Origin of the sequence: Nocardia sp. JW2 (assembly GCF_051843015.1) — a bacterium.
Lineage (GTDB): Bacteria > Actinomycetota > Actinomycetes > Mycobacteriales > Mycobacteriaceae > Nocardia > Nocardia coubleae.
In genome coordinates this window covers 78,804-102,251 of the sequence record NZ_JBPXLK010000006.1, presented here as the reverse complement: position 1 = coordinate 102,251, position 23,448 = coordinate 78,804, and the positions used below count along the sequence as shown (strand labels likewise).

The window sequence follows — 23,448 nt, the reverse complement described above, 5'->3', positions numbered from 1 at the left end:
GTCGTCAGACGATCCGGTCGAGCCGGAAGATCCGGAACTCGCGCCCGCCGGCGAGCTCATACTCCATCTCGTAACCAGGCCAGAACTCCACGACCTGATCCCACACCCGCTTACGCTCCACCCCGGTGATCTCCGCGACCGACACCGGAAACGCCGCACTGCCGTTGAACCGCACCGACGCCGTGCGCGCGGCACGCAGGTTCGCCGACCAAGCCGGATGCTCGGGCTTGCCCCAATTGGAACCGACGAGGAAGAAGCCGTCGCCGTCGGGCACACACAGCAGCGAGGTCGTACGCGGTACACCCGACTTGCGGCCGACCACCGTCACCTCGATCGACGGCAGACCGGCCAGATCCAGGACACCCCAACGCCCACCGGAGAACCGGCGAAGCAACCGCTCGGCGGGCAACACGACACTCGCCCCCCGCATCACCCAGGCTTGTGCTCCGAACACGCGCGCCACACGGGGCAAGGGATTCCACACCATCCCCGAATCCTGGCTCGAGCGCGCTGGATTAACGAACCCAAGGGGTGTGCTTGAGAGGCATTTCACTCCCCCGTCCTTGCTAGTGGTTTGTTCGTGGGCACATGTATCGGAGGTGAGTTGTGGGTTGGAAAGACTGGGCTTACATAGTTAGATGCGCATATCGGCGTAACCGAATGTAATAAATGGACGTTCGCCTTACTGCCGCAATTCCCGGACTACCGCTCGTCGATGCCGCACACTGGACTCTCCTCCCCGCCCATTCCAGCCGCCAGGAGTGCCATGCCCTCCCCCAGTCGCCGCAGGATCCTCGCCACGATCGCCGTTGTCTTCGCCGCGCTCGCGGGAAGCACCTCCCCCACTACCGCCCGACCACCGGCATCCACCCAGTTGGCACCGATGAGCCCCGACTTCCTCTGGGGTGTAGCCGCTTCCGGGTTCCAGGCCGAAGGCGACGCACCGGACAGCAACTGGCGCCGCTACGCGGAGTCCGGCAGCACCGAGCATCCGTACCTGAACTCGGTCGACTTCCGCCAGCGGTTCCGATCGGATATCGCCCTCGCGGCCGACCTCGGCGTGCGCGTGTACCGCATCGGCATCGAGTGGGCGCGGGTGCAGCCTCGACCCGGCGTCTGGGACGAGGCAGGTCTCCGGTTCTACGACGAGGTCGTCGGCGCGATCGTCGCGGCGGGCATGCGACCGATGCTCACCCTCGATCACTGGGTCTATCCCGGCTGGGTAGCGGATCGCGGCGGCTGGCGCGATCCGCGCATCGTGGCCGACTGGCTGACCAACGCGCGAAGCATCGTCGACCGCTTCGCCCACACGGACCCGCTGTGGGTGACGTTCAACGAGCCGATGGTGTATCTGGCCAACGAACTACGTCACGGCGGGCTCGCCCCCGCCGACGCACCGAGCATGGTCGACCGAATCGCACAGGCACACAACGGCATCCACGAGCACATCCACTCCGTGCAGCCGGGTGCCATGGTCACGAGCAACGTCGCCCACCTGCCCGCCGTCGACGACGCGGTGAACGGCCCGCTGCTGGACCGCATCTCGGCGCGCCTGGACTACATCGGGATCGACTACTACTACAGCTTCTCCCCCGCCGAACCGCGCATCCCCGACCCCGGCAAGCTCTGGACCATGCCACTGCACCCCGAGGGCATCTACTACGTCCTCGAGCACTACGCCCGCAAGTTCCCCGGCCGTCCGCTCTACATCGTCGAGAACGGGATGCCCACCGAGAACGGGCTGCCACGCCCCGACGGCTACACCCGCGCCGATTCGCTGCGCGACACCGTCTACTGGCTGCAACGGGCCGTGGCCGACGGCATCCCACTGCTCGGCTACAACTACTGGAGCCTCACCGACAACTACGAATGGGGTTCCTACACACCACGATTCGGCCTCTACACCGTCGACGTGCTGACCGACCCCACACTCACCCGCAAGCCCACCGACGCTGTCGCGGCCTACCGGGAGATCACCGCCGCGGGCGGCGTCGGCGACGACTATCGCCCGACGCGAGCGCCTGCGCCCTGTTCGGTGGTGAACGGGGTGGCCAGTTGCACCGATCCGGTGACAGTCCCTCGGTAACAGTTCGATACCGGATCGTGTGCTTTACACTCAGGCGGTGTCGAGCGCAACGTCACGACCAGCCCGCGCCGTGAGCGGCAGACAAGCCCGGTGGCAGCCGCACAACGACAGCCGCCGGGAACGGATCGTCCAGGCGGCGATCGAATTGATCGAGCAGGCGCCGCCGGGTGTCGAGGTGCCGATCGTCCAGATCGCCGAACACGCCGGGCTCGCGAAATCCGTTGTGTACCGGCAGTTCGCGGGCCGCGACGAGCTCGACCGGCGCATCCGCAGCGATATCACCGACCGGTTCGTCGGCGATATCGAAGACGCGCTCGACATCGGCGACGGTTCCATCCACCAGATCCTCGTTCGCACGGTCGACGCCGTCGTCACGTGGGTCACCGAGCATCCACGACTGCACGAATTCCTGCGCACCGGGCCGTCGGAGGCCGATCCGGACGTCGACGCGATGAGTTCGCTCATCGCGACGCTCGCCGCGTCGACCCGCGCGCTGGTCACCGGACTGGCCGGGGTGGTGGGCGTGGCCGACGACGGCTCGGCCGACGCGATGACCTTCGCGATCGTCTCGATGACCGAGGCGACGGTCACCCGCTGGGCCAACGACCCCGCCCCGGTCCTGTCGAGACAGCAGCTGATCGAGGAGGTCGCCTCCTACGCCTGGCACGTGGTCGACGGCGTCGCCCGGCGCCACGGACTCACCCTCGACGCCGAACAACCCCTCACCACGGTCATCACCCAGCTGATGACCAACGGCGGCTGAGGGCGGCTCACGCTGCCCTGCGCGCACTCCGCTCCGGCTCGCTGCGGTAGCGCGACAGCGGCCCGTCGATGCCGAGCGCCTTCCACACCTGCTTGGCGATCGGGTTCATCATGCCCAGATCGTCGGCCAGCTTCCGCACGTCGGCGAAGTAGCCGGCCAGGACGTGCTGCGAGTGCTCGGACTTCCAGAAGGCCTCCCGGATGACCTCACGCGGGATGTCGAACTGCGTGGCGAACGAACGGGGCGGAGCCATGATCTCCCCGGCCAGCCAGCGCATCGCGATCGGGAACGCCACCGAACACACGCCGCGGTTGAACTTGCCCATCCGCCCGATGTGGGCGGCGAGGAAGTCGTGGGCGAAGGAGATGTGGCGCGCTTCCTCGGCGATGTGGATCTCCATGGTGCGCACCACCATCGGCGGCAGGTTCGCGCCCGCGCGGAGCATGGCCTTCTGATAGTGGTCGATCGGTTCCTCGCCGCCGAGGATGCCGATGAACAGGATCGTGTGCGCGTAGCCGCCCGCCACGCCGATGAACGGCGAGAGTGCCCGGAACAAGGGGCGCATGCCGGGTACATCCACACCGATGCGGTTCACCAGTTCCTGGAACATCTGGATGTGGTTGCACTCTTCGGTCATCTCGTGCAAGCAGTACCGGAACTCGGGTGAGCCGTTCGGCAGCTTCATGATGTACTGCATCATCCCGCGGATCAGGATGCTCTCGAACGCCGCGCCGACCCTGATCGCGTTCGCGGTGCGCCACTTGCCGATCTCGATCTGCCGCTCCAGCGGCTGCTCGCGATACCACTGCGTGGCACCGAGCGGATCGTATTCGGACGACAACACCCAGCGCGGGTCGTTCGGGTCGAGAGCCAACTCCGGCGAATCCCAGTCGATATCGAGGTAGGGATCGAAATGCCGGTCGACGGACCCTTGAGACAGGGTCGCCAGGGCATCGCGGTATTCCTCGCTGATGAGTCCGCCACGGCTCGATTCGGTCAGCGTCATCGGTGCCTCCTCGGTTCGCGTCGATGCGCACGGCAGTGTCAACCGTCACATCGTCGTACTCAGAGTAACTGAGACTTGAGGTCCCACACAACCCCCGTGTGCGGCGCGTCCGAATCGAGGTCGATGATCTATTCGACCAGCAGAACAACCAGTTGACGGGCCAGTTCCGCGTCCGCGGGGCCGCCGCGCCAGATCAGCGGACGACGGGGATCGAGGCGGTCCAGCGCATCGGGCAGGGAGCTGAACACCCGTTCGGCGCGGACCACGCACACCTGGGGCATGTCCTCCGACACGGCGGGACCGCCGTCCGCTTCCAGGGCGAGCGAACCGGTCGAGGCATCGCCGGCGACAGCGTCGCGGACCACCGCGTCGCCACTGCTCGCCGCGCCGGCCCCGTGCACCACGGCGTGACCCGGCGCGCCGGCCCAATGGTCGAGCCATGCCGGACCGGGCTCGACGGCGGCGAGTACGGTGCGCACGCTCATGCCGTAGAGCACATCGGCCACTGCGGCGGGCAAGCCGGTGGTATCGACCAGCCTTACCAGCGAGCCCTGCTCGCGCAGCCGTTCGACGAAGCGGGCGAGGACGGCGGCGCGTTCGGCCGGGTCGGCGTCGGCCGAGCGACCCGATGAGCGACGAACCGTCACCCGTCGCGCGTCGTCGGGTAGGTCGAGCAGCCCGTCTCGGACGCGGCGCAAGATCTCCTCGCGAGAATTCACTCGGGCACTCCCCGTTCGGCGGCGGTACCGGTGGGCCCGCCGTTCACACATCTCTCACCCCACATACCGCAGGAATCACCTCCTTCGCTACCGTACCGACCGGTCCCTCGGGAGTAGCGACGGCGCCACGTGGGGAAAGTCATGTCGATCAGCCGACCGGGGGTGAGCCCGCCGTCTCGCGGCGCGCTTCGGCAGCCTCCTCGGCGGCCCGGTTCACCTCGGCGGCCAGCGTGGTGCCGCCGACCTCCCAGGCCATGGCGAGCAGGCGTTCACGGAAGCGGGTCAGGTCGACGGCGAGGTCTTCGCCGGCGTAGCCGCCCGACGCATCGCGGACCGCGCGTACCACCTCGTCGGCCAGCGCGGCCATCCGCGAGCGGATCATGGTGCGCAGTTCGCCGCTCAGCGGGATGTCGATACCGACGTCGTAGAGCACGAGGGCGCCTTTGAGCATCGGGCGGTCCGGCACGTACCACCGTTCGCCGCGGCGCTCCAGATAACCGACGGCGATCAGTTCGGTCAGCACGTCCGAGCCACGGTCGCCGAGCAGGGCGGCGAGTTCGGCGTCGTCGATCTCCGCGCTGCGTTGCGCGGCCTGGGCCGAACGCGGGTCGAAGAGCGTGCGCCAGTCGCCGCTGGTCGGTTCGGCGTCGAAGACCTCACGGATGGCGTCGAGCCGAAGCCCGCGGCCCTGCATGGCGACGATGTCGCGCAATCGGTCCAGATGCTCGCTGGAATACACCACTTCCTTGCCTGCGCGCCCTGGCTTGGGCAGGACGCCGAGCGAGTGGTAATAGCGGATCGTGCGCGCCGCGACGCCGCTGGCGTCGGCGAGTTCCGCGCGGGTGTATCGAGGCACGCGACCAGCATAGGGGCCGGGCCCGGGCGGACTTTGACAGTGCTGGCTGTCGGCGTTAGCGTTACCGGCGTCACTGTCGACATCATCGAGGAGCTCTTCTATGTCCGAGCGAACCACCGACTTCGACGTCTTGATCGTCGGTTCCGGATTCGGCGGCAGTGTCACCGCGCTGCGACTGGTGGAGAAGGGCTACAAGGTCGGCGTGCTGGAGGCGGGCCGCCGCTTCGCCGACGACGAACTGCCGAAAACCAGCTGGGACCTGCGTAAATTCGTGTGGGCACCCAAGCTCGGCTGCTACGGCATCCAGCGCATCCACCCGCTGCGCGACGTGCTCATCCTCGGCGGCGCCGGTGTCGGCGGTGGTTCGCTGAACTACGCCAACACCCTCTACGTTCCGCCGGAGCCGTTCTTCCAGGACGCGCAGTGGCGCGACATCACCGACTGGCGAGCCGAGCTCACGCCGTACTACGAGCGGGCCAAGAAGATGCTCGGCGTGGTGCAGAACCCGCACATGACGCCCGCCGACGAGATCTTCAAGGCCGTCGCCGAGGACATGGGCGTGGGTGACACCTTCGTCCAGACGCCGGTCGGTGTCTTCTTCGGTGAGCCGGGCAAGACCGTCGCCGATCCGTACTTCGGCGGGGCGGGCCCCGAGCGCACCGGCTGCGTCGAATGCGGTGACTGCATGGTGGGCTGCAAGTTCGGCGCCAAGAACACGCTGGTGAAGAACTACCTCTACCTCGCGGAAAAGGCAGGTGCGCAGGTCATTCCGATGACCACCGTTTCGGCGCTGCGTCCGCTGCCCGACGGTACGTGGGACGTCGCCACCGAGCGCACCGGCGCCTGGGTGCGCAAGAACCCCAAGACCTACACCGCCAAGCAGGTGGTGCTCGCCGCGGGCACGCTCGGCACCCAGAAGCTGCTGCACGCGATGCGCGACGAGGGCGCGCTGCCCAAGATCTCCGACCGGCTCGGCCTGCTCACCCGCACCAACTCCGAGTCCATCGTCGGCGCGGCGACCAAGACGCTCGCGCCCGGCCAGGACTTCACCAAGGGTGTCGCGATCACGTCCTCGATCCACCCCACCCCCGACACCCATGTCGAACCGGTCCGCTACGGCAAGGGCTCCAATTCGATGGGCATGCTGCAGACCCTGATGGTCGACGGCGGCGGGCGCGTGCCGAGGTGGCTGCGGTTCCTGTGGCTGGTGATCACCCACCCGCTCACCTTCTTCGGCTTCATGAGCGTGCGGAACTGGAGCGAGCGCACCATCATCTCGCTGGTCATGCAGCACTTGGACAATTCCATCACCACCTACACCAAGCGCGGGCTGTTCGGGCGCAAGCTCACGTCCAAACAGGGCCACGGGCAACCGAATCCGACGTGGATCCCGGCGGGCAACGAGGTGACGCGCCGGGTGGCGGACAAGATCGGCGGCGTCGCCGGCGGCACCTGGGGCGATGTGTTCAATGTGCCGATGACGGCGCACTTCCTGGGTGGTGCGGCGATCGGTGCCGATCCGGAGCACGGCGTGATCGACGCCTACCACCGTGTGTTCGGCTACCCGACGCTCAGCGTTGTCGACGGCGCGGCGGTGTCGGCCAATCTCGGGGTGAACCCGTCGCTGACGATCACCGCGCAGGCCGAGCGTGCGGCCGCCTACTGGCCCAACAAGGGTGAGGTCGACACCCGCCCCGCACAGGAGGCGGGATACCGCCGGATCGAGCCGGTCGCGCCGAAGCAGCCGGTGGTCCCCGCGGGTGCGCCCGCCGCGCTGGTCTTGCCGATCGTCGAGATCCGTAACCCGGAGAAGACCGCGGGCTGACGATCGAAACAAGGCCCCGGACAAGCGGTTTCGCATACCGCAGGTCCGGGGCCTTGTTCGTTCAGAGGGCGTTGATGCGCGCCAGCGCCTCGAACGCCAGATCAGCGGCCTGCCACAGCGCGGCGACCTCGGCCCGGATCGTGGGCGCCAGCGCGGGGTCCTGCAGCGCGAGTCCGTTGCTGAAGATCACCACGTTCGCACCGAGGTCGGCGGCGATCAGCATCTGCTCGGTGGCCACACCCGCGCCGAACAGCTGATCGAGGCCCTCCCCCACGAAATAGAACCGCCACAGCGGCCCGAGGTCGGCACCGTAGACGGCTTTGGTCCGGTCGACGATCACGTCGCCGACCGAGGCGATACCTGCGACGATCTTGAAATAGTCCGGTGCGTGCTCGGGACGGCTCCCGACGGCGGCCACCGAATAGGTCAGGTCGACGGTCAGGTGCGCGTTGTATCCGGCCATCGCCGTGCGTGCCCGCGAGGCGCCGCAGTCCTTGGCGAGGGCGAAATAGTGCGCCCACTGCGGTTCGACGACGCCGCCGGAGAATTCGGCGTGCAGATTGTCGAGGAAGCGGCGCAGCAGCTCGAGACTGATCGAGTGCGCGTATTCGCGGTCGAGGAAGGCCGCGGGATCTCGTTGCATCGGCATCACCGCGGTGGATTCCACGCCGTCGAGGCCGATCGCGAACAGCCCACGCAGATCCCGGTGTTCGACGAGGATCTCGGTGATCCGGTGATGCCTGTCGACGGCGTCCTCGAGCCGGGCCAGGGTGTCGGCGCCCGCTATTTCGGAAGTGTCCGAGAGCCGGGCGATCTCGCCGACATCGGCAGGCGAGAGCGCCGATCCGCACGCGGTGTCGGTCACCGCGCCGGCCGGTCCCGCGACCAACCCGGGCAATGCCATGATCGCGACCGCGACAGCCGCGACTATTCCACTCCCGATACGCATCCTGCGATTCCACCACCTCCCACCCCGATCCGCTGTGCGACGCACCCGGATGAGCGGGCTCGCCGAGGCGGGCAGGCGCCACGGAGGTCGGGGCGGAAGCGGCTGAACAGTAGGCACGTTCAGGCACGGGACTGCCGCGGATCGGGCAGTCCCGGCGGTCGGCGCGGTCAGATCAGGCGAATGCTCGCGATCATCTTCTTGGCGTCGTCGGCGGACAGTTCGCCGGTCGTGCCGCGGTCGACGAGAATGGCAAGGACCAGGGTTGCGCCTGCCGCGTTCTCGAAGGCGAAGGTGTAGACGGAGTAGGCGTTGGCGGTGCATCCGGATCGCTGGGGTGTCCACGGGCCCGAGCCCTCGACGAACTGGCCGGTGACACCGCTCTTGGTCGTCAGCGAGGTCGGCGCGGTGAGTTTGCCGCCCGTCGAATCCGAGTAACCGCCCTCCGCGGCGATCTTCGCCACCGTGGTCGCGGCCGCGGAGAGCGTGCTCTCCAAGCTGAACCCGACGCCCGCGAGTCCGCGGTAAGCCGAACCGGGACAGTAATTCTCGCCTTCGGACGCCTTGCCGACGCCGGGGAACAAACCGCTCGAACCGACGATCGTCATCAGATCGGACTCGGGTGCGATACTCCAGCTCGACGGCACGTCGTAGGCGACGCGCTCGCTCGCCACCAACACACCCTTCGAACCCGGCGACAGCGGAGCGATGCTGGTTCCCGTGGGCGGCACAGTCTGCGTGGTTGTCGTCGGCGCGGCAACCGCCGCCTCGTCCTCACCACGGGTTCCGATCACCACCGCGGTCACGATCACCACGGCCAGCACCAGAACCACGGCCCCGATTCCGACCAGCAGACCGGCATTACCCTTTCGCGGCGGCTGCGGCGAATACCCATACGTCTGCCCGTGCTGCGGAAACGGCACAGACATGCTCGGCCCGAGCCCCTGCTGCGGAATTCCTTGCTGCGAGTTGGGCATTCCGTATCCACCCGGCTGCCCATAACCCTGTGGCGCCCCGGGGTAGCCCTCCGGCCCCGGCTGCGGGCCTGGCATTGGTCCATATAGCCCAGGCTGCTGGAATGCCCCGGACCCCTGCTGTCCGGATGTCTGCGGGAAGGCCTCCGATCCCTGCGGCGTACCGGGCTGCGGAAACGCACCCGACCACTGCGGCACACCCGACTGAGGGAAGACCCCCAGGCCCGGCGGTTGCAGAAACGGCACAGGCCCCGGTGAAGCGAGGATCGTCGGATCCCCGTGCGGTGATTGCGGAATCGCGGGCTGAGAGGTAGACCCGGACGACGACGGATCCGCGCCCGGCGGCGGCGCGACCGCACCCGGCGGCCCACCCACACCGTCCGGCGGATCCGCGGGTGTCCCCTCGGACCCACCCGGCGCCCCCGCCGACTCCCACCAGCGATCGACGTTATCTGCCACGTCCCCGTCCTTCCTCACACCCGCCTCGCCGATCTCCCTCGAGCAGGCGTCCCGCTCAGCGTAACGGCGCAACCCCGCAAACGAGAGCCACGCGTGCCTCTGCAGGCCCCTGCCATCCCATTCATGGACAGGCGACTAGCGCGTGGACGACGTGATCTGGTCGGCCGCGGCGGCGGTGGCGGTTCCGAGGGCGGTGACCTGGGCGGCGGTGAGGCGCGAGTCGGGGCAGGTTACTACCGAGGCGATAACCGTGCCGGTGGTGTCGCGGATGGGGGCGGCGACGGTGAGGACGGCATTGTCGGGCCCGAGCTCGCCGGGCAGGTAGTCGATCGTGATGAGTTCGGTGATCACCGAGCCGAGCTGGGCGCGCAGGGCGGCGGTGATCGGTGTGTCACGCAGGGCCGCAAGGGCTTCCAGCATCGGTGTCGAATCGTCGACCAGGCGCTCGACGGAATAGCCGCGGGCGCGGATCTCGGTGAGGACGTGCGCGAGGCGCTCACGGTGTGTGGGGTCGGCGCCGGCGAGCCAGGCACGTTGTTCGGATTCCGGTGCCCAGGCGACGAATTCGCGGCAGACGGGTGGGGCGAGCGGCAGCCGACGGCCGGGCCGGATCCAGGTCGCCGACGGGTCGCCGACGAGTTCGGTGACCACGATGTTCGCCCCGTCGCGTTCGGCGAGGAAGACCGGTGCCGACACCTGGTCCGACAGCGCGCGCAGCACCGGGGCGGCGGTGCGGCGCAGCGGGAACGCGGCTTCGGCGCGCCGGGCGACGGTGAGCAGCCGCAGGCCGATGCCGTAGCAGCCGTCGCCGTCGCGCACGGTCCACCCGTCGGCGGTGAGCTGGGTGAGCACGGCATGGGCGGTGGCGCGGGAGATCCCGGCTTCGCGCACGATGCGGGCCAGCGTGAGCCGCTCGGTGGCGTGGCGCGAGAGCAGCTCGAGCACCTTCACCACCCGCTGGGTCGGGGCCGAGACAACGCTCGAATCCGGTTCGGCCGACGCCGGATCCGACGTCACCTCTTGACCGGCGCTCTCGGCCCGGCCTATCGTCGGTGTCACAATACCGAACGATAGCGTCGATTATTCGACAGCGCAACCCCGGGCGTGAGCCCGCCGGGAAGGTGGACAGTGCAGACGGGATACGAGTTGACGCACCTGGCGGCCCTGGAGGCCGAAGCGGTGCACATCCTGCGCGAGGTAGCGGCCACCTTCGAACGGCCGGTGCTGCTGTTCTCGGGCGGGAAGGATTCGGCGGTGCTGCTGCATCTGGCGCGGCGCGCGTTCTGGCCCGCGCCGCTGCCGTTCCCGCTGCTGCACGTGGACACCGGCCACAATTTCGACGAGGTGCTCGCGTTCCGCGACCGCACCGCCGAGCGCACCGGCGCCCGCCTCCTCGTCGCGAAGGTCCAGGACGACATCGACGCGGGTCGCGTGGTCGAACGCCCCGGCGGCACCCGCAACCCCTTGCAGACCACCACCCTGCTGCGCGCCATCGGCGAGCACCGTTTCGACGCCGTGTTCGGTGGCGCACGCCGCGACGAGGAGAAGGCACGCGCCAAGGAACGGGTGTTCAGCTTCCGCAACCGTTTCGGCGAATGGGAGCCACGCGCGCAGCGTCCGGAGGTGTGGAACCTCTACAACGGCAGGCACCAGCCGGGCGAGCACATCCGGGTGTTCCCGCTGTCGAACTGGACCGAACTCGACGTGTGGGAGTACATCGACCAGGCGGCCGTCGAGCTGCCCTCGCTGTACTACGCGCACCGCAGGCGGGTGATCGAGCGCGACGGAATGCTGCTGTCCGCGACCCGTTTCGTCACCGAGGCACCCGGCGAACGCGCCTTCGAGACCACTGTGCGTTTCCGCACCGTCGGCGATGCCACGTGTACCGGCTGCGTCGAAAGCACTGCCACCACCCCGACGCAGGTGATCGCGGAGATCGCGGCCACCCGGCTCACCGAGCGCGGCGCCACCCGCGCCGACGACCGGATCTCCGAGACCGGGATGGAAGACCGCAAGCGAGAGGGCTATTTCTGATGCGCCGCAACCTGTTACGCCTGGCCACCGCGGGCAGCGTGGACGACGGGAAGTCCACCCTCATCGGTCGCCTGCTCTACGACTCGAAGTCCCTCTTCGACGACCAGCTCGCCAACATCGAGCGCCTCAGCACCGAAAGGGGCAGTGCCACCACCGATCTCGCGCTGCTCACCGACGGTTTGCGGGCCGAACGCGAGCAGGGCATCACCATCGATGTCGCCTACCGCTACGTGACAACCCCGCGCCGCAAGTTCGTCATCGCCGACACTCCGGGGCATGTGCAGTACACGCGCAATATGGTGACCGGCGCGTCCACCGCCGATCTCGCCCTGATTCTGGTCGACGCACGCACCGACGTCAGCGAGCAGACCCGCCGTCATGCCTTCCTGGCCACCCTGCTCGGCGTCCCGCACCTGGTGGTGTGCGTGAACAAGATGGACCTGGTCGACTGGTCGGAGGAGCGTTTCACCGAGATCCGGGAGGAATTCTCCGCGTTCGCCGCGAAATTGACCGTCGGGGACCTCAGTTTCGTGCCCGTCTCGGCCCTGCACGGTGACAACGTGGTCGACAGTTCACCGCATCTGGCCTGGTATCCGGGTCCGCCGCTGCTGCGTCACCTCGAGGACGTGCACATCGCCTCGGACCGCAACCTCATCGACGCACGGCTCCCCATCCAGTACGTGATCCGCGCCGAGCAGGGATCGGCGCAGCGCAGTTACGCGGGCACCGTGGCGGGCGGCATCTTCAAACCGGGCGACGAGGTGGTGGTCCTGCCCGCCGGTCACGCCTCGCATGTGCGGGAGATCTGGGGACCGGGCGGCACCAAGGTCCAGGAGGCGTTCACCGGGATGGCGATCTCGCTGACCCTCGACGACGACATCGACATCGGCCGGGGCGACCTGCTCGCCCGCCCGGGCAACTCCCCACACCAGAGCACCGAACTCGACGCCATGCTGTGCTGGTTCTCCGAAACCGCGCGGCTGCGCGCCGGCGACAGCCTGCTCGTCCGCACAGCCGCGCAGACCGCGCAGGCCGAGGTCGTCGCCATCGACTACCGGCTCGACGTGAACACCCTGCACCGCGTGTCGGAGGTGGAGGCGTTGTCGCTCAACGACATCGCCCGGGTCCGGTTGCGTGCCCGGCGTCCGCTGCTGTCGGATCCGTACCGGGAGAACCGGCGCACGGGCAGCTTCATCCTCATCGATCCGCGCACCGACGAGACGGTCGCGGCGGGGATGGTCACCGGTCGCGAAACGATCGAGGTGTCGAGCACACGCACCGGTCCGGTGACCTGGCATCGCTCGGCGGTGACGCGTGCCGAACGCACACACCTCGGGGCGACGATCTGGCTGACCGGCCTGTCGGGTTCGGGGAAGTCGACCGTCGCCGTGGAACTCGAACGCCTGCTCGTCGAAGCCGGGCGCCCCGCCTACCTGCTCGACGGTGACAATCTGCGCCACGGCCTCAACTCCGGACTCGGCTTCTCCCCCGCCGACCGGGACGAGAACGTGCGCCGGGTCGCCGAGGTCGCCGCCCTGTTCGCCGACTCCGGAACCGTCGCGGTCGTGTCGGTCATCAGCCCGTTCGCCACGCAACGCGACCACGCCCGCACCGTGCACACCGACCGGGATCTGCCCTTCCACGAGGTGTTCGTCGACACCCCGCTGGCCGAATGCGAACGCCGCGACCCGAAGGGCCTCTACGCCAAGGCCCGTGCGGGCGAGCTGCCCGGTTTCACCGGCATCGGCTCTCCCTATGAGCGGCCCGCGCAACCCGACTTGGTCATCACCCCCGACCTCGGCTCCCCCGCCGAGATCGCCGCCCATATCCTCCGAGAGCTAGGGATCACAGTCCGTTGAACCAACCGAGTACCACCACCGCCGACACGGGCGCACCGCCTGATTCGCTCACCGCACCGTTCCTCGCCGCTGTCGCGCAGGCCGAAACGCTGATCGCCGGTGCGGAATTCGTGCGCAGCGACGCCGACCGCGCCGAAGGCTACGACTACCTGGCCGCCAGTATCGCCGCCTGCCTTCGCCTCTCGGGTGCCCACGGCACCTCGCACCCCTACTTCGTGTCTTCCACCGGCCCGTACGCCAAGATGGGCCTGGACAACCCGGACACCCTCTACTACCACGCGAATATCGAGCCGACGGCCGAGTATGTGGTGAGCGGGGTGCGTGGCAGCACCGTCGACCTGAGTTTTCAGGTACTCAAGGGTGACTACACGGCCACCGACGTGCCCGGTGGGGCCGATGCCTTCGACGACCGGCGGATCCCGATCGCCCCGGACGGCAGCTTCTCGATCCGGTTCGGTCCGGCGAAAGCCGATGCGGGCGAGGACTATTTCCCGCTCGGCGAGGGCGCCTCGATGCTCGCGGTCCGCGAGGTCTACAGCGACTGGACCGAACGCAAGGGCTCGATCCGCATCGAACGGGTCGACACCGTCGGCACCGCACCGGACGAACCGGATCTGGCCCGGTTGCGCAAGCGCTACCGGGCCGCCGGGAACATGCTGCTCACCCGGGTGCACACCTGGTTCAACTTCCCCAAGTGGTTCTATCTCGACCTGCCGGTGAACACCCTCACCGCACCGCGGCTCACCCCGGGCGGTCTCAGCACCCAGTACTCCTCGGTGGGACATTTCGACCTCGCCGACGATCAGGCCCTGGTGATCACGGTGCCGAAATCCGACGCGCCGTATCAGGGGTTCCAGCTGGGCAGCCTCTGGTACATCTCACTGGATTACGTGAACCATCAGACGAGCCTCAATCATGCTCAGGCACAGGTGGATCCGGATGGCATGATCCGCATGGTGGTGAGCAAGCGCGATCCCGGCATCACGAACTGGATCGAGACCACCGGCCGCACGCGGGGCATTCTGCAGTTCCGGTGGCAGCGCACCGACCAGCCCATGACCGAAGCCGACGGCCCGCGTGTGGAACTCGTCGACCTCGCCGAGGTTGCGGCGCACCTGCCGTACTACGACGACAACCGGATCGATGCCGCCGCATGGCGTGACCGGATCACCGCCCGGCAGCGGGCTTTCGCCGAGAGGATGTTGGGATGAGCCTGCTGGACGGGAAAGTTGTCGTCGTCTCCGGTGTGGGGCCGGGGCTCGGCCGGTCGATCTGCACGGAAGCCGCGGCGGCGGGTGCGAAGGTGGTCCTCGCGGCTCGCACCGAATCGCGGCTGCAGGAGGTGGCCGCCGAGATCGACGGCGAAACGCTCTGTGTGCCTACCGATATCACCGACGACACCGCGGTGCAGCACCTCGTGTCGCGCACGGTCGAGAAATTCGGCCGGGTCGACGCGCTGGTGAACAACGCCTTCTCGGTGCCATCGATGAAGCCGCTCGAACGCACCGACTACGACCAGATCCGTGACAGCCTCGATCTCACCGTGCTCGGCGGTCTGCGGATGACGCAGGCGTTCACGCCCGCCCTGTCGGAGTCCAAGGGCGCCGTGGTGATGATCAATTCGGCGGTGGTGCGCCACAGCGAACCCCGCTACGGCAGCTACAAGCTCACCAAGGCCGCGCTGCTGGCGATGTCGCAGACCCTCGCCACCGAACTGGGCGGCAAGGGCATCCGGGTGAACAGTGTGCTGCCCGGCTACATCTGGAGCGACCAGTTGAAGTGGTACTTCGGCCAGATCGCCGAGAAGTACGGCATCACCGTCGAGCAGGTCTACGAACAGACCGCTGCCCGTTCCGATCTGAAGCGGCTGCCCGAGCCGGCCGAGATCGCCCGCGCCGTGGTGTTCCTCGCCTCGGACTGGGCGAACGCGATCACCGGCCAGACCCTCGACGTCAACTGCGGCGAATACCACAACTGATCAGGAGTTTCCCTCGATGACTGTGCGCACCGATGTCGGCACCGTAGCCGACCTGCACGCCTCGGCAACCAAACTCACCGGCCTCACCGATTTCGGCTCCGACGATTACACCGAAGCCCTCGGGGTGCTGCTCGATTCCTATCGCGACGAGGCCGGGCTCACCGAGCTCGGGTCCAAGATGTCGCGGTTCTTCCTGCGCGGCACCTTGGTCGCTCGTGCGCTGAGCGAGGCCGCGTGGGCCGCGAATCCGGGTTTCGCCGAAACACCGGTCACCCGGCCGATTTTCGTCACCGGATTGCCGCGCACTGGCACCACCGCACTGCACCGCCTGCTGGCGGCCGACCCCGCCAACCAGGGGCTGGAGATGTGGCTGACAGACTTCCCGCAGCCCCGCCCGCCGCGGGAGAGCTGGGCGGACAATCCCGCCTATCAACAGATCGACGCGGGGCTGCGTCAGCATCAGGTGCAGAACCCGGAGTTCATGGGCCTGCACTACATGAGCGCCGCCGACGTCGAGGAGTGCTGGCAATTGCTCCGCCAGTCGGTGATGTCGCACTCCTACGAGTGTCTGGCGTACCTGCCGAGTTATTCGCAGTGGCTCACCACCCAGGACTGGACGCCCGCCTATGCCCGGCACCGGCGCAACCTGCAGCTCATCGGGATGAACGACGCCCGCCGCTGGGTGCTCAAGAATCCCAGTCACCTGTTATGTCTGGACGCCCTGCTCGCCGTCTACCCCGATGCCGTCGTCATCCAGACCCATCGCGACCCCGCGACCGTGATCCCCTCGGTCTGCAGCCTCAACGAGCACGCCACCCGTGGCTGGTCGACCGTCTTCACCCCGGAGGTCATCGGCCGCACGCAACTCGACCTGTGGTCTCGCGGGTTGCGCGAGTTCACCGCCGCGCGCGCCCGCCACCCCGAGGCCCACTTCATCGATATCGACTTCGACGACCTGCGCTCCGACCCGGTCGGCACCGTCGAGACGATCTACCGGTCGATCGGCACCGAGCTCACCCCGCAGGCCCGTGCGGCCGTCCTCGCCCTGGACGCCGAAAGCCGCACGGGCGCACGCAAACCCACCCACCACTACTCGCTCGCCGACTACGGACTCACCGAGGACATGGTCGCCGAGCACTTCTCCGGCTGATCGTGGGGCGGCGGGTCTAGCGGGCGCTCCACCCGCCGTCCATCACATACGACGACCCGGTCACCATGCCCGCCGCGTCCGAGGCCAACCACGCCACCAGCTGGGCCACCTCCTCGGGCTCGATCAGGCGTTTGATCGCGCTCTCGGTGAGCAGCACCTGTTCGACCACCTGCTGTTCGGGGATGCCGTGGACGACGGCCTGGTCGGCGATCTGCTTGTCCACCAACGGTGTTCGCACATATCCGGGGTTCACGCAGTTGCAGGTGACACCGTGCGGACCGCCCTCGAGCGCCGTCACCTTCGACAGACCCTCGAGCCCGTGCTTGGCCGTGACGTAGGCGACCTTGAACCGGGAGGCGCGCAGTCCGTGCACCGAGGAGATGTTGACGATGCGGCCGAACCCGTTCCGGTACATGTGCGGCAGTGCCGCGCGGATCAGCAGGAACGGCGCCTCCACCATCAGCGTTTGCATGGTCCGGAACCGTTCGGGCTCGAATTCCTCGATGGGGCTGACGGTTTGGATACCCGCGTTGTTGACGAGGATGTCGGTGTCCAGGCGCAGCTCGGCGAGTGCGTCGACGTCACGCAGGTCGACACACCAGGCGTGGCCGCCGATCTCGTGGGCGACGGCTTTCGCGCCGTCACCGTCGAGATCGGCGACGGTCACCTCGGCGCCGCGGGCGGCGAGGACCCGCGCGCACGCGGCGCCGATCCCGCTCGCGGCGCCGGTGACCAGCGCGGTGCGACCGGTGAGGTCACTCATGCCGCCAGCCTTTTCGGTGCGTCGGTATCGGCCAGATCGACCGTTTCCAGGTCGATCCCCCGCGTCTCCCGCGCACACAGCACCGCGACCACCGTGACCGTCGCCGCCACCGCGAGATAGACCGCGATCGGCACCGACGAACCGTAGGAGTCGAGCAGGCGCACCGCGATGATCGGCGCCAGCGAACCGGCCACGATCGAGGTCACCTGATATCCCAGCGACACACCGGAATACCGCATTCGGGTGGGGAACATCTCGGCCATCATGGCGGGCTGACCGGCGTACATGAACCCGTGGAAGACGAGGCCGACGATGATGGCGGACAGGATCACCACGCTGTGCCCGCTGTCCATCATCGGGAACGCGAAGAACCCCCACGTGCCGCCTGCGACGGCACCGGCCAGGTACACCGGCCGTCGCCCGATCCGGTCACCGAGGTATCCGGCGAGCGGGATCACCGCGATGTGCACGGCGTGGGCGATGAGCAGCCACCACAGGATCGTGGTCGTATCGGCGTGTACCTGCACCTTGAGGTAGGTGATGGAGAAGGTGACCACCAGGTAGTACATGATGTTCTCGCCGAAGCGCAGCCCCATGGCGGTGAAAACCCCACGCGGGTAACGGCGCAACACCTCGAACGGGCTGAACGAGGTGGCCTTGGTGTGCTCGAGCGCCTGCTGGGCGGCCAGGAAGATCGGCGCGTCGGTCACCTTCGTGCGGACGTAGTAGCCGACGAGCACCACCACCGCCGACAGCCAGAACGCGACCCGCCAACCCCAGCTCAGGAACGCCGCGTCCGACAGCGTCGAGGTGAGCACCAGCAGCACGATGGTGGCGAGCAGATTGCCCGCGGGCACTCCCGCCTGCGGCCAGCTCGACCAGAAGGCGCGGCTGCGGCTGGGGCTGTGCTCGGCGACCAGCAGCACCGCGCCACCCCATTCACCACCGACCGCGAAGCCCTGGACGAAGCGCAGTGTCACGAGCAGAGCCGGTGCCCAGTAACCGATTTGGGCGAAGGTGGGCAGGCAGCCCATCAGGAACGTCGCCGCGCCGACGAGCACGAGACTCGTCTGCAGCAGCTTCTTGCGCCCGTAGCGGTCACCGAAATAGCCGAAGACGATGCCGCCGAGCGGGCGCGCCGCGAAACCGACGGCATAGGTGACGAACGCGGCGAGAATCGCGTCCAGGTCGCTGGTCCCCTTCGCGAAGAACACCTTGCTGAACACCAGGGTGGCGGCGGTGCCGTAGAGGAAGAATTCATACCACTCGACGACGGTGCCCGCCATCGAGGCGGTTACCACCCGCCGTAGCCCGGACGGTGTCTCCTCCGGTGTGTCACCGGTCGGCCGGGTCGTGCTGCTGACGCTCATCGCACTACTCCTTCACGCGCTGTGAGCTGACTCACATTCCATGCGAGGAGTATTCGTGCAGAAGTCTTTCGGTCGCAATGCCCAGTTTCGCAGCGGCAATCTGCGAATATGCAGATATGAGCCGTTCCGTCGCGTCGTCCGGGCGCAGGCCGAGTGCCGATGATTTGCTCGTACTGCTCGCCGTCGGCCGGTCGGGGCGGTTCGTCACGGCCGCAGCCGAACTCGGGATCAACCACACCACCATCTCCCGGCGCATCGCCGCCCTCGAGGCGGCGGTGGGCGGACGGGTTCTCACGAAAGTGGCAGGTGGTTGGGAGCTCACCGATCTCGGTCGCGAAGCCCTCGTAGCTGCCGAGACGGTCGAAGCCGCCGTGCGTTCACTCGGTTCCCCGGGCGGTGAACGCACGCTCGAAGGGGTGGTGCGGCTCTCGGCGACCGACGGGTTCAGCGCCTACCTGGCCGCACCGTCGGCGGCGCGGGTGCAGCGCCGCCACCCCGGTATCGCGGTGGAGATCGTCGCCGCGACCCGTCGCGCATCCACCCAGCGAACCGGCCTCGATCTCGAGGTGGTCGTCGGCAGACCCCAGGTACACCGCGCCGAGGCCATCGAACTCGGCGACTACTGTCTCGGTCTCTACGCCGCCCGGGACTACCTCGACGCCCACGGCGCCCCCACCACCATCGACGACCTCGCCCGCTATCCGCTGGTCTATTTCATCGAGTCGATCCTGCAGGTCGACGACCTCGACGTGGCTACCAGCTTCGCGCCGACCATGCGCCAATCCGTCTCCTCCACCAACGTTTTCGTCCACGTGGAAGCCACCCGCGCGGCCGCCGGTATCGGCCTGCTCCCCTGCTTCATGGCCGATCGCCACCCCGACCTCGTCCGGGTCCTGGTCGACGAAGTCCGGGTCCAGCTCACCTATTGGCTGGTCACCCGGCCCGAGACGCTGCGCCGCCCCGAGGTCGCCGCCGTGGTCGATGCCCTGCGCACCACCGTCCGCGAATGCCGAGCGACCCTCCTCGGCATCCCCGAAGCGTGAAGGTCGCGATCCCTTCGACCGCTCGGCTGACGGCCCACGTTCTGGATGATGTAGCGAAGCTTCGCGACCACAACGCTTTCCGGTATCCGCCTCACTGTTCCGTCAGATGAAGAGGGAGGCCGCCGACCGCGGACAGTTGGTCATCCGCCGGCCCGGAGGTGATCGCGCAGGACGGTGCCCCGCCGCAGCAGGATTGTCTACAGTCGGTCGGTGCCAAGGCTCTGACGTGCAGTGCCAACCCGTTGTCACCTTGTGGGGCAGGGGTTTACGAAAGTACGGCCGGGGAGGGTGTTCGACCACTCTTGTGCGGTGATGGGTGCGGTGCCGGTGGCGCAGATGCGCGCGGCTTCGGTGGTGGCGTCGGTGTGCCAACGGCGCAGGGTGCCGTCGGTGGCGGATTCGACGAGGACGGTTCCACCGGCCGCGAACGCGAGCATTGTCTTCTGCCAGTGTCTTTCGCCGTGGTGCAGGGCGGCGTAGACGGTCGGCGCGTCAGGGTCGGTGTAGTCCCAGATTGCGATGCGGTCCTCGGCGAGATCGTCGACGGCGAGGCGGGTACCGGTGTGGTCGAAGGCGACCGAACCGGCGGGGCCACGTGCGGCGACGGGGATCGGCAGCGGTCGGGGCCCGCCTGGTTCGCCGAGGCGGTAGACGAAGGCTCCGGCGCGGGTGCCGACGGCCAGAATGTTGTCTGTCGTGACGGCCAGAGACATGTCCTGACCAGCCGTGTGCAGGCCGGACAGTTCCGCCACCGGTCGGACGTCGGGCCAGGCGCTCAGGTCGTAAACCGTGATGTGCCCGGTGCGGTGACTGCCGACGGCCAGCCTCGATCCGTCGGGACTCACGGTGAGTACGGTCGGATAGCCGTGCCCGAATCGCCGTGTGGACCGGAGCTCGGGGCCGCCGGGCCGGGTCAGGTCCCACAGTTCCACCGATGATGTCAGCCCCCGCCCGACGGCCAGGGTGCCGTCCGGGCCGAAGACGACACCTCGCGTGTCGACCAGGCCGTTGTCGATCGGTCGACCGAACGGCTTCGGGGTGGGATCGGTGATGTCCCAGACCTGGATGGCGCGTTCGTTCAGGGTGGCGGCTCGTGTCCCGTCGGGGCTGAGCACCACGGTGTCGAAGAAACCCGAGGGATCGCCGTCCACGGAATCTCGTCCTGTGCTCGCGGGGGTTCTCGACAGTGCGCGCAAGCGCGGCAGCAATGCGTCGGGCAGCACGCCGGGAGGCGGCGCGGAGACGTCCTGGGGAAGCCTGAACAGCGTCCGCGGCCCGAGTTCGGCGGCCTGTCCCGCGAGATCGAAAACGTGCACGGCACGGTCGAATCCGGAGGTCACCAGCGCACGCCCGCCACGGAATACTTCGGCGCGCGCCACGGATCCGCCGGGGAATCGGGCGAGCACCGCACCGGTGTCGAGATCGAGGAGGCGAGCACGGGAATCACCACCGACAACCACTGCCGTGCGGCCGTCCCCGGTCGGCGCCACGTCGAAGTACTCGTTGGCACCTCGCGACATCGCGCGCAGCGGTTCGGGCCGGGTGATGTCGGCGCCGAGACGCCACCTGGCGATCTCGCCGGGGTTGAGCCCCACCGCGAGCACGTCACCGTCGACATCGACCGACCTGATCTCGGCGCCGTTCGGTCGCTCGACCGACAGCTCGAAAGCGGGACGGGCCGGATCCAGAGCTGTTGCGTCCCAGCCCCGTACGGTCGTCGTCCACGTGGTGTCGACGATCCGGGAACCGGCCGCGACGAGGACCCGGTCGTCGGCCGCGACGAACGCGTGGTTACCCGGAACAGTCAGCGTGGGCTGCGGCACGGGGCGCGCGGGATCGGCACCGAACCGCCAGGACAGCACCGTTCCACCGTGGGTGCCGATCGCCAACAGGTCGTTGCCCGGACCGAAGGCCAGCGACGAGGGCAGATGTTCCGCCAACGCGAATTTGGTTGTCCGCCGCGGATTCTCCGCGATGCTCCACAACACCGCCGAGCGTTCACCGGCCACAGCAAGCCAACGCTGGTCGGCGCTGACGGCCAGTGCCCGCACCGGACCGGCCACCGCCGCGAACGGCGGCATTCGGGTCACCCCGGCATCATCGACCCGCACGAGCTGCACGGTGCCGTCGCCGTTGCCGATGGCGATCATGTCGCCACCGATACTGGTCGCCAGCCGTGGCGGGTCTATACCGGCCGAGACCGCGTCACCGGAGACCCCGGGCAGGATCCGGATCGGCGTGCCGAGAGCCGAGAACTCCAACAGGGCCGATCGGGCATCCGTCGTGGCGCTCGTACGCACCGCCGCGAGGGCGACGAGCTGCGACAGCGCGGGGTCGAAGTCGGCACCACCCCGGGCCACTCCCGCGAACAGCCGGGAATTCGACTCGGCTCTGGCAGCGGCGTTCTCGGCCCGGACCCGGGCCAGACCGGTCACCGAGAGCACGGCGAGCAGGACGGCGAGCACACCGGCGACAGAGACCAGCCACAGCGCCATATTCGGTCTGCTGCGCGTGCGCGACACAGCTTCGGTAACCGTCGCGGCCGCCGCGATGCGGTCGAGGAAGTTCTCCGGCGCCTGCCGCCGCGCCTCCTCGTAGCCGGTGGCGGCGACCACCACCCGAAGCGAAGCACGCTGCGCCGCGGCGAGTTTGCCCGCATATCCGCCGACCGGGGTCAGTTCCGTCTCCGACAGGCCCGCCGTCACCGCGCAGGCCGGGTCGAGCCGGCGCACCCGCAGCCACCGGACCAACTGGTGGCGCGGCGCCAGGTCGTCGAGCGCGACGGCCATCGCCGCCGCCATCGACGCACCGTTGATGTCGTTCTCGGGCACGCGACCCGCCCCGGTCACCGACCACAGCACGCACGCGCCGGTCGCGGCAGGCCGGCTCACCTCCCACGCCCGCGCGAGACTGTCGGTGAACTCGCGATCCGCCTGCAGGAACGACATGGCGGCCGGGTCCGGGTGCAACCCGCTCGGCCCTTCGCGCACCTGCTCCAAGCGCAGCACGCCGACTCGTCCGGCGCCCCCGATATCGACGAACAGCACACTGACCCGGGTGGTCCGCACCGTCGGTGGTCGCCGACCGGCCAGTTCCAGCGCGGTCACGATGCCGTAGCCGCGCGAGGGCCTGCCACCCTGGCCGAGCAGGTGCAGCACCACCTCGGCCAGCGGGTCGTCGCCACCGGTGATCGGTCCGGCGGGAAGCAATTGGGTACCGGCCGAATGCAATCCGGCCCGTTCGGTGTGCCGCAGGAAGACCGCACACGCCTCGGCGATGTCGCGCGCGCCGGTCAGGGCTTGGGCGAGGGCGGCCACCGCGTGGGCCGCCGACACATCGGCGGTGACCCGATCACCCTCCAGATCGGGGTTCTCCGATTCCTCTTCCAGCGGGTCGTCGCCGGCCTCGAGGTGCTTCCACCGCGCCAGCGAGTGCCGTGCCAGCACACCGGTTTCGCGGCGCAGGTCGAGCAGTCCACGAGCCGCCTCGGGGCCCGCGGCGACCGCGTCCCGGCACAGTGCCAACCACCGCTGCGGCGCTCCGGTGAGCTCGGACAACAGCGCGTCGTCGCGCTGGAACTCCGACTGCCCGGTCATCGTCGGCCCTCGACCACAGCG

19 protein-coding genes are annotated in these 23,448 nt (G+C 68.4%); 9 read left to right on the top strand and 10 right to left on the bottom strand.

The window, feature by feature from the left end; all coding sequences use genetic code 11:
* Positions 1-4 precede the first annotated feature (4 nt).
* Entirely contained in the window at positions 5-487 is a 483-nt protein-coding gene (locus ACSVDM_RS11440) for a nitroreductase family deazaflavin-dependent oxidoreductase (RefSeq protein WP_439264565.1), read from the bottom strand.
* Positions 488-766: 279 nt separating this feature from the next.
* Here ACSVDM_RS11440 and ACSVDM_RS11435 point away from each other — a divergent pair, with 279 nt between their 5' ends.
* Together ACSVDM_RS11435 and ACSVDM_RS11430 are read left to right on the top strand one after the other, a co-directional pair.
* Positions 767-2,086 carry a family 1 glycosylhydrolase gene (locus ACSVDM_RS11435; protein WP_439264563.1) on the top strand — a complete coding sequence of 440 codons (1,320 nt, stop codon included), beginning with the start codon at positions 767-769 and terminating at the stop codon, positions 2,084-2,086.
* Positions 2,087-2,123: 37 nt separating this feature from the next.
* A complete protein-coding gene (locus tag ACSVDM_RS11430; RefSeq protein WP_439264562.1) occupies positions 2,124-2,849 on the top strand; it encodes a TetR/AcrR family transcriptional regulator in 726 nt (241 codons plus the stop codon).
* A 7-nt stretch (positions 2,850-2,856) separates the two neighbouring features.
* Here ACSVDM_RS11430 and ACSVDM_RS11425 read toward each other — a convergent pair whose 3' ends face one another.
* The 3 genes from ACSVDM_RS11425 to ACSVDM_RS11415 all read right to left on the bottom strand — a co-directional run bounded on the left by ACSVDM_RS11425 (position 2,857) and on the right by ACSVDM_RS11415 (position 5,430).
* Positions 2,857-3,855, bottom strand: coding sequence for an AurF N-oxygenase family protein (locus tag ACSVDM_RS11425; RefSeq protein WP_439264560.1), 999 nt, complete (start codon positions 3,853-3,855; stop codon positions 2,857-2,859).
* 128 nt (positions 3,856-3,983) lie between these two features.
* Complete coding sequence (locus ACSVDM_RS11420) at positions 3,984-4,574, bottom strand: hypothetical protein (protein WP_439264558.1); 591 nt, start codon at positions 4,572-4,574, stop codon at positions 3,984-3,986.
* Between the two features lie 148 nt (positions 4,575-4,722).
* Positions 4,723-5,430, bottom strand: coding sequence for a MerR family transcriptional regulator (locus tag ACSVDM_RS11415; protein WP_439264556.1), 708 nt, complete (start codon positions 5,428-5,430; stop codon positions 4,723-4,725).
* Between the two features lie 100 nt (positions 5,431-5,530).
* On the opposite strand from ACSVDM_RS11415, the gene ACSVDM_RS11410 reads away from it, so the two are divergent.
* Positions 5,531-7,255: a GMC oxidoreductase gene (locus ACSVDM_RS11410; protein WP_439264555.1), complete on the top strand. Its 1,725-nt coding sequence runs from the start codon at positions 5,531-5,533 to the stop codon at positions 7,253-7,255.
* A gap of 61 nt (positions 7,256-7,316) precedes the next feature.
* Here the strand turns inward: ACSVDM_RS11410 and ACSVDM_RS11405 are convergent, their stop codons facing one another.
* The 3 genes from ACSVDM_RS11405 to ACSVDM_RS11395 form a co-directional block, all read right to left on the bottom strand.
* Complete coding sequence (locus ACSVDM_RS11405) at positions 7,317-8,204, bottom strand: DUF5995 family protein (protein WP_439264553.1); 888 nt, start codon at positions 8,202-8,204, stop codon at positions 7,317-7,319.
* 167 nt (positions 8,205-8,371) lie between these two features.
* The gene (locus ACSVDM_RS11400) at positions 8,372-9,178 is read right to left on the bottom strand and encodes a hypothetical protein (RefSeq protein ID WP_439264551.1); all 807 of its coding nucleotides are present in this window, start codon (positions 9,176-9,178) and stop codon (positions 8,372-8,374) included.
* A gap of 591 nt (positions 9,179-9,769) precedes the next feature.
* On the bottom strand, positions 9,770-10,693 hold the full coding sequence (locus ACSVDM_RS11395) for an IclR family transcriptional regulator (protein WP_439264549.1): 924 nt from the start codon (positions 10,691-10,693) through the stop codon (positions 9,770-9,772).
* 69 nt (positions 10,694-10,762) lie between these two features.
* Here ACSVDM_RS11395 and cysD point away from each other — a divergent pair, with 69 nt between their 5' ends.
* Genes cysD through ACSVDM_RS11370 form a run of 5 tightly spaced genes read left to right on the top strand, consistent with a single transcriptional unit; the run spans position 10,763 to position 16,655 of the window.
* Positions 10,763-11,668, top strand: a complete 906-nt coding sequence (gene cysD, locus ACSVDM_RS11390; RefSeq protein WP_439264548.1) for a sulfate adenylyltransferase subunit CysD — start codon at positions 10,763-10,765, stop codon at positions 11,666-11,668.
* Entirely contained in the window at positions 11,668-13,527 is a 1,860-nt protein-coding gene (gene cysC / locus ACSVDM_RS11385) for an adenylyl-sulfate kinase (protein ID WP_439264545.1), read from the top strand. The genes cysD and cysC overlap by 1 nt, the downstream gene beginning before the upstream one ends.
* Complete coding sequence (locus tag ACSVDM_RS11380; RefSeq protein ID WP_439264542.1) at positions 13,524-14,738, top strand: hypothetical protein; 1,215 nt, start codon at positions 13,524-13,526, stop codon at positions 14,736-14,738. The genes cysC and ACSVDM_RS11380 overlap by 4 nt, the downstream gene beginning before the upstream one ends.
* Complete coding sequence (locus ACSVDM_RS11375; RefSeq protein ID WP_439264539.1) at positions 14,735-15,505, top strand: SDR family oxidoreductase; 771 nt, start codon at positions 14,735-14,737, stop codon at positions 15,503-15,505. Before ACSVDM_RS11380 ends, ACSVDM_RS11375 begins: the two co-directional genes overlap by 4 nt.
* 16 nt (positions 15,506-15,521) lie before the next feature.
* Positions 15,522-16,655, top strand: a complete 1,134-nt coding sequence (locus ACSVDM_RS11370) for a sulfotransferase family protein (RefSeq protein WP_439264536.1) — start codon at positions 15,522-15,524, stop codon at positions 16,653-16,655.
* Positions 16,656-16,671: 16 nt separating this feature from the next.
* Here the strand turns inward: ACSVDM_RS11370 and ACSVDM_RS11365 are convergent, their stop codons facing one another.
* Both ACSVDM_RS11365 and ACSVDM_RS11360 read right to left on the bottom strand, forming a co-directional pair.
* On the bottom strand, positions 16,672-17,418 hold the full coding sequence (locus ACSVDM_RS11365) for a 3-hydroxybutyrate dehydrogenase (RefSeq protein WP_439264533.1): 747 nt from the start codon (positions 17,416-17,418) through the stop codon (positions 16,672-16,674).
* Complete coding sequence (locus ACSVDM_RS11360; protein ID WP_439264530.1) at positions 17,415-18,788, bottom strand: MFS transporter; 1,374 nt, start codon at positions 18,786-18,788, stop codon at positions 17,415-17,417. Before ACSVDM_RS11360 ends, ACSVDM_RS11365 begins: the two co-directional genes overlap by 4 nt.
* A 116-nt stretch (positions 18,789-18,904) precedes the next feature.
* Between ACSVDM_RS11360 and ACSVDM_RS11355 the strand changes: the two genes are divergently transcribed.
* Positions 18,905-19,831 (top strand): LysR family transcriptional regulator, encoded by a 927-nt coding sequence (locus ACSVDM_RS11355; RefSeq protein WP_439264528.1) that lies wholly within the window; start codon positions 18,905-18,907, stop codon positions 19,829-19,831.
* A 245-nt stretch (positions 19,832-20,076) separates the two neighbouring features.
* On the opposite strand, the gene ACSVDM_RS11350 is transcribed toward ACSVDM_RS11355, so the two are convergent.
* The gene (locus tag ACSVDM_RS11350; protein WP_439264526.1) at positions 20,077-23,427 is read right to left on the bottom strand and encodes a WD40 repeat domain-containing protein; all 3,351 of its coding nucleotides are present in this window, start codon (positions 23,425-23,427) and stop codon (positions 20,077-20,079) included.
* Between the last annotated feature and the right edge of the window lie 21 nt (positions 23,428-23,448).

Excerpts from the sequence above, each read along its gene's own strand:
- ACSVDM_RS11410 (WP_439264555.1), top strand. The coding sequence starts at position 5,531 with ATGTCCGAGCGAACCACCGACTTCGACGTCTTGATCGTCGGTTCCGGA.
- ACSVDM_RS11350 (WP_439264526.1), bottom strand. The coding sequence starts at position 23,427 with ATGACCGGGCAGTCGGAGTTCCAGCGCGACGACGCGCTGTTGTCCGAG.
- ACSVDM_RS11355 (WP_439264528.1), top strand. The coding sequence starts at position 18,905 with ATGAGCCGTTCCGTCGCGTCGTCCGGGCGCAGGCCGAGTGCCGATGAT.
- ACSVDM_RS11435 (WP_439264563.1), top strand. The coding sequence starts at position 767 with ATGCCCTCCCCCAGTCGCCGCAGGATCCTCGCCACGATCGCCGTTGTC.
- cysC (WP_439264545.1), top strand. The coding sequence starts at position 11,668 with ATGCGCCGCAACCTGTTACGCCTGGCCACCGCGGGCAGCGTGGACGAC.
- ACSVDM_RS11425 (WP_439264560.1), bottom strand. The coding sequence starts at position 3,855 with ATGACGCTGACCGAATCGAGCCGTGGCGGACTCATCAGCGAGGAATAC.
- ACSVDM_RS11400 (WP_439264551.1), bottom strand. The coding sequence starts at position 9,178 with ATGCCCAACTCGCAGCAAGGAATTCCGCAGCAGGGGCTCGGGCCGAGC.
- ACSVDM_RS11370 (WP_439264536.1), top strand. The coding sequence starts at position 15,522 with ATGACTGTGCGCACCGATGTCGGCACCGTAGCCGACCTGCACGCCTCG.
- ACSVDM_RS11360 (WP_439264530.1), bottom strand. The coding sequence starts at position 18,788 with ATGAGCGTCAGCAGCACGACCCGGCCGACCGGTGACACACCGGAGGAG.
- ACSVDM_RS11440 (WP_439264565.1), bottom strand. The coding sequence starts at position 487 with ATGGTGTGGAATCCCTTGCCCCGTGTGGCGCGCGTGTTCGGAGCACAA.
- ACSVDM_RS11365 (WP_439264533.1), bottom strand. The coding sequence starts at position 17,418 with ATGAGTGACCTCACCGGTCGCACCGCGCTGGTCACCGGCGCCGCGAGC.
- ACSVDM_RS11405 (WP_439264553.1), bottom strand. The coding sequence starts at position 8,204 with ATGCGTATCGGGAGTGGAATAGTCGCGGCTGTCGCGGTCGCGATCATG.
- ACSVDM_RS11375 (WP_439264539.1), top strand. The coding sequence starts at position 14,735 with ATGAGCCTGCTGGACGGGAAAGTTGTCGTCGTCTCCGGTGTGGGGCCG.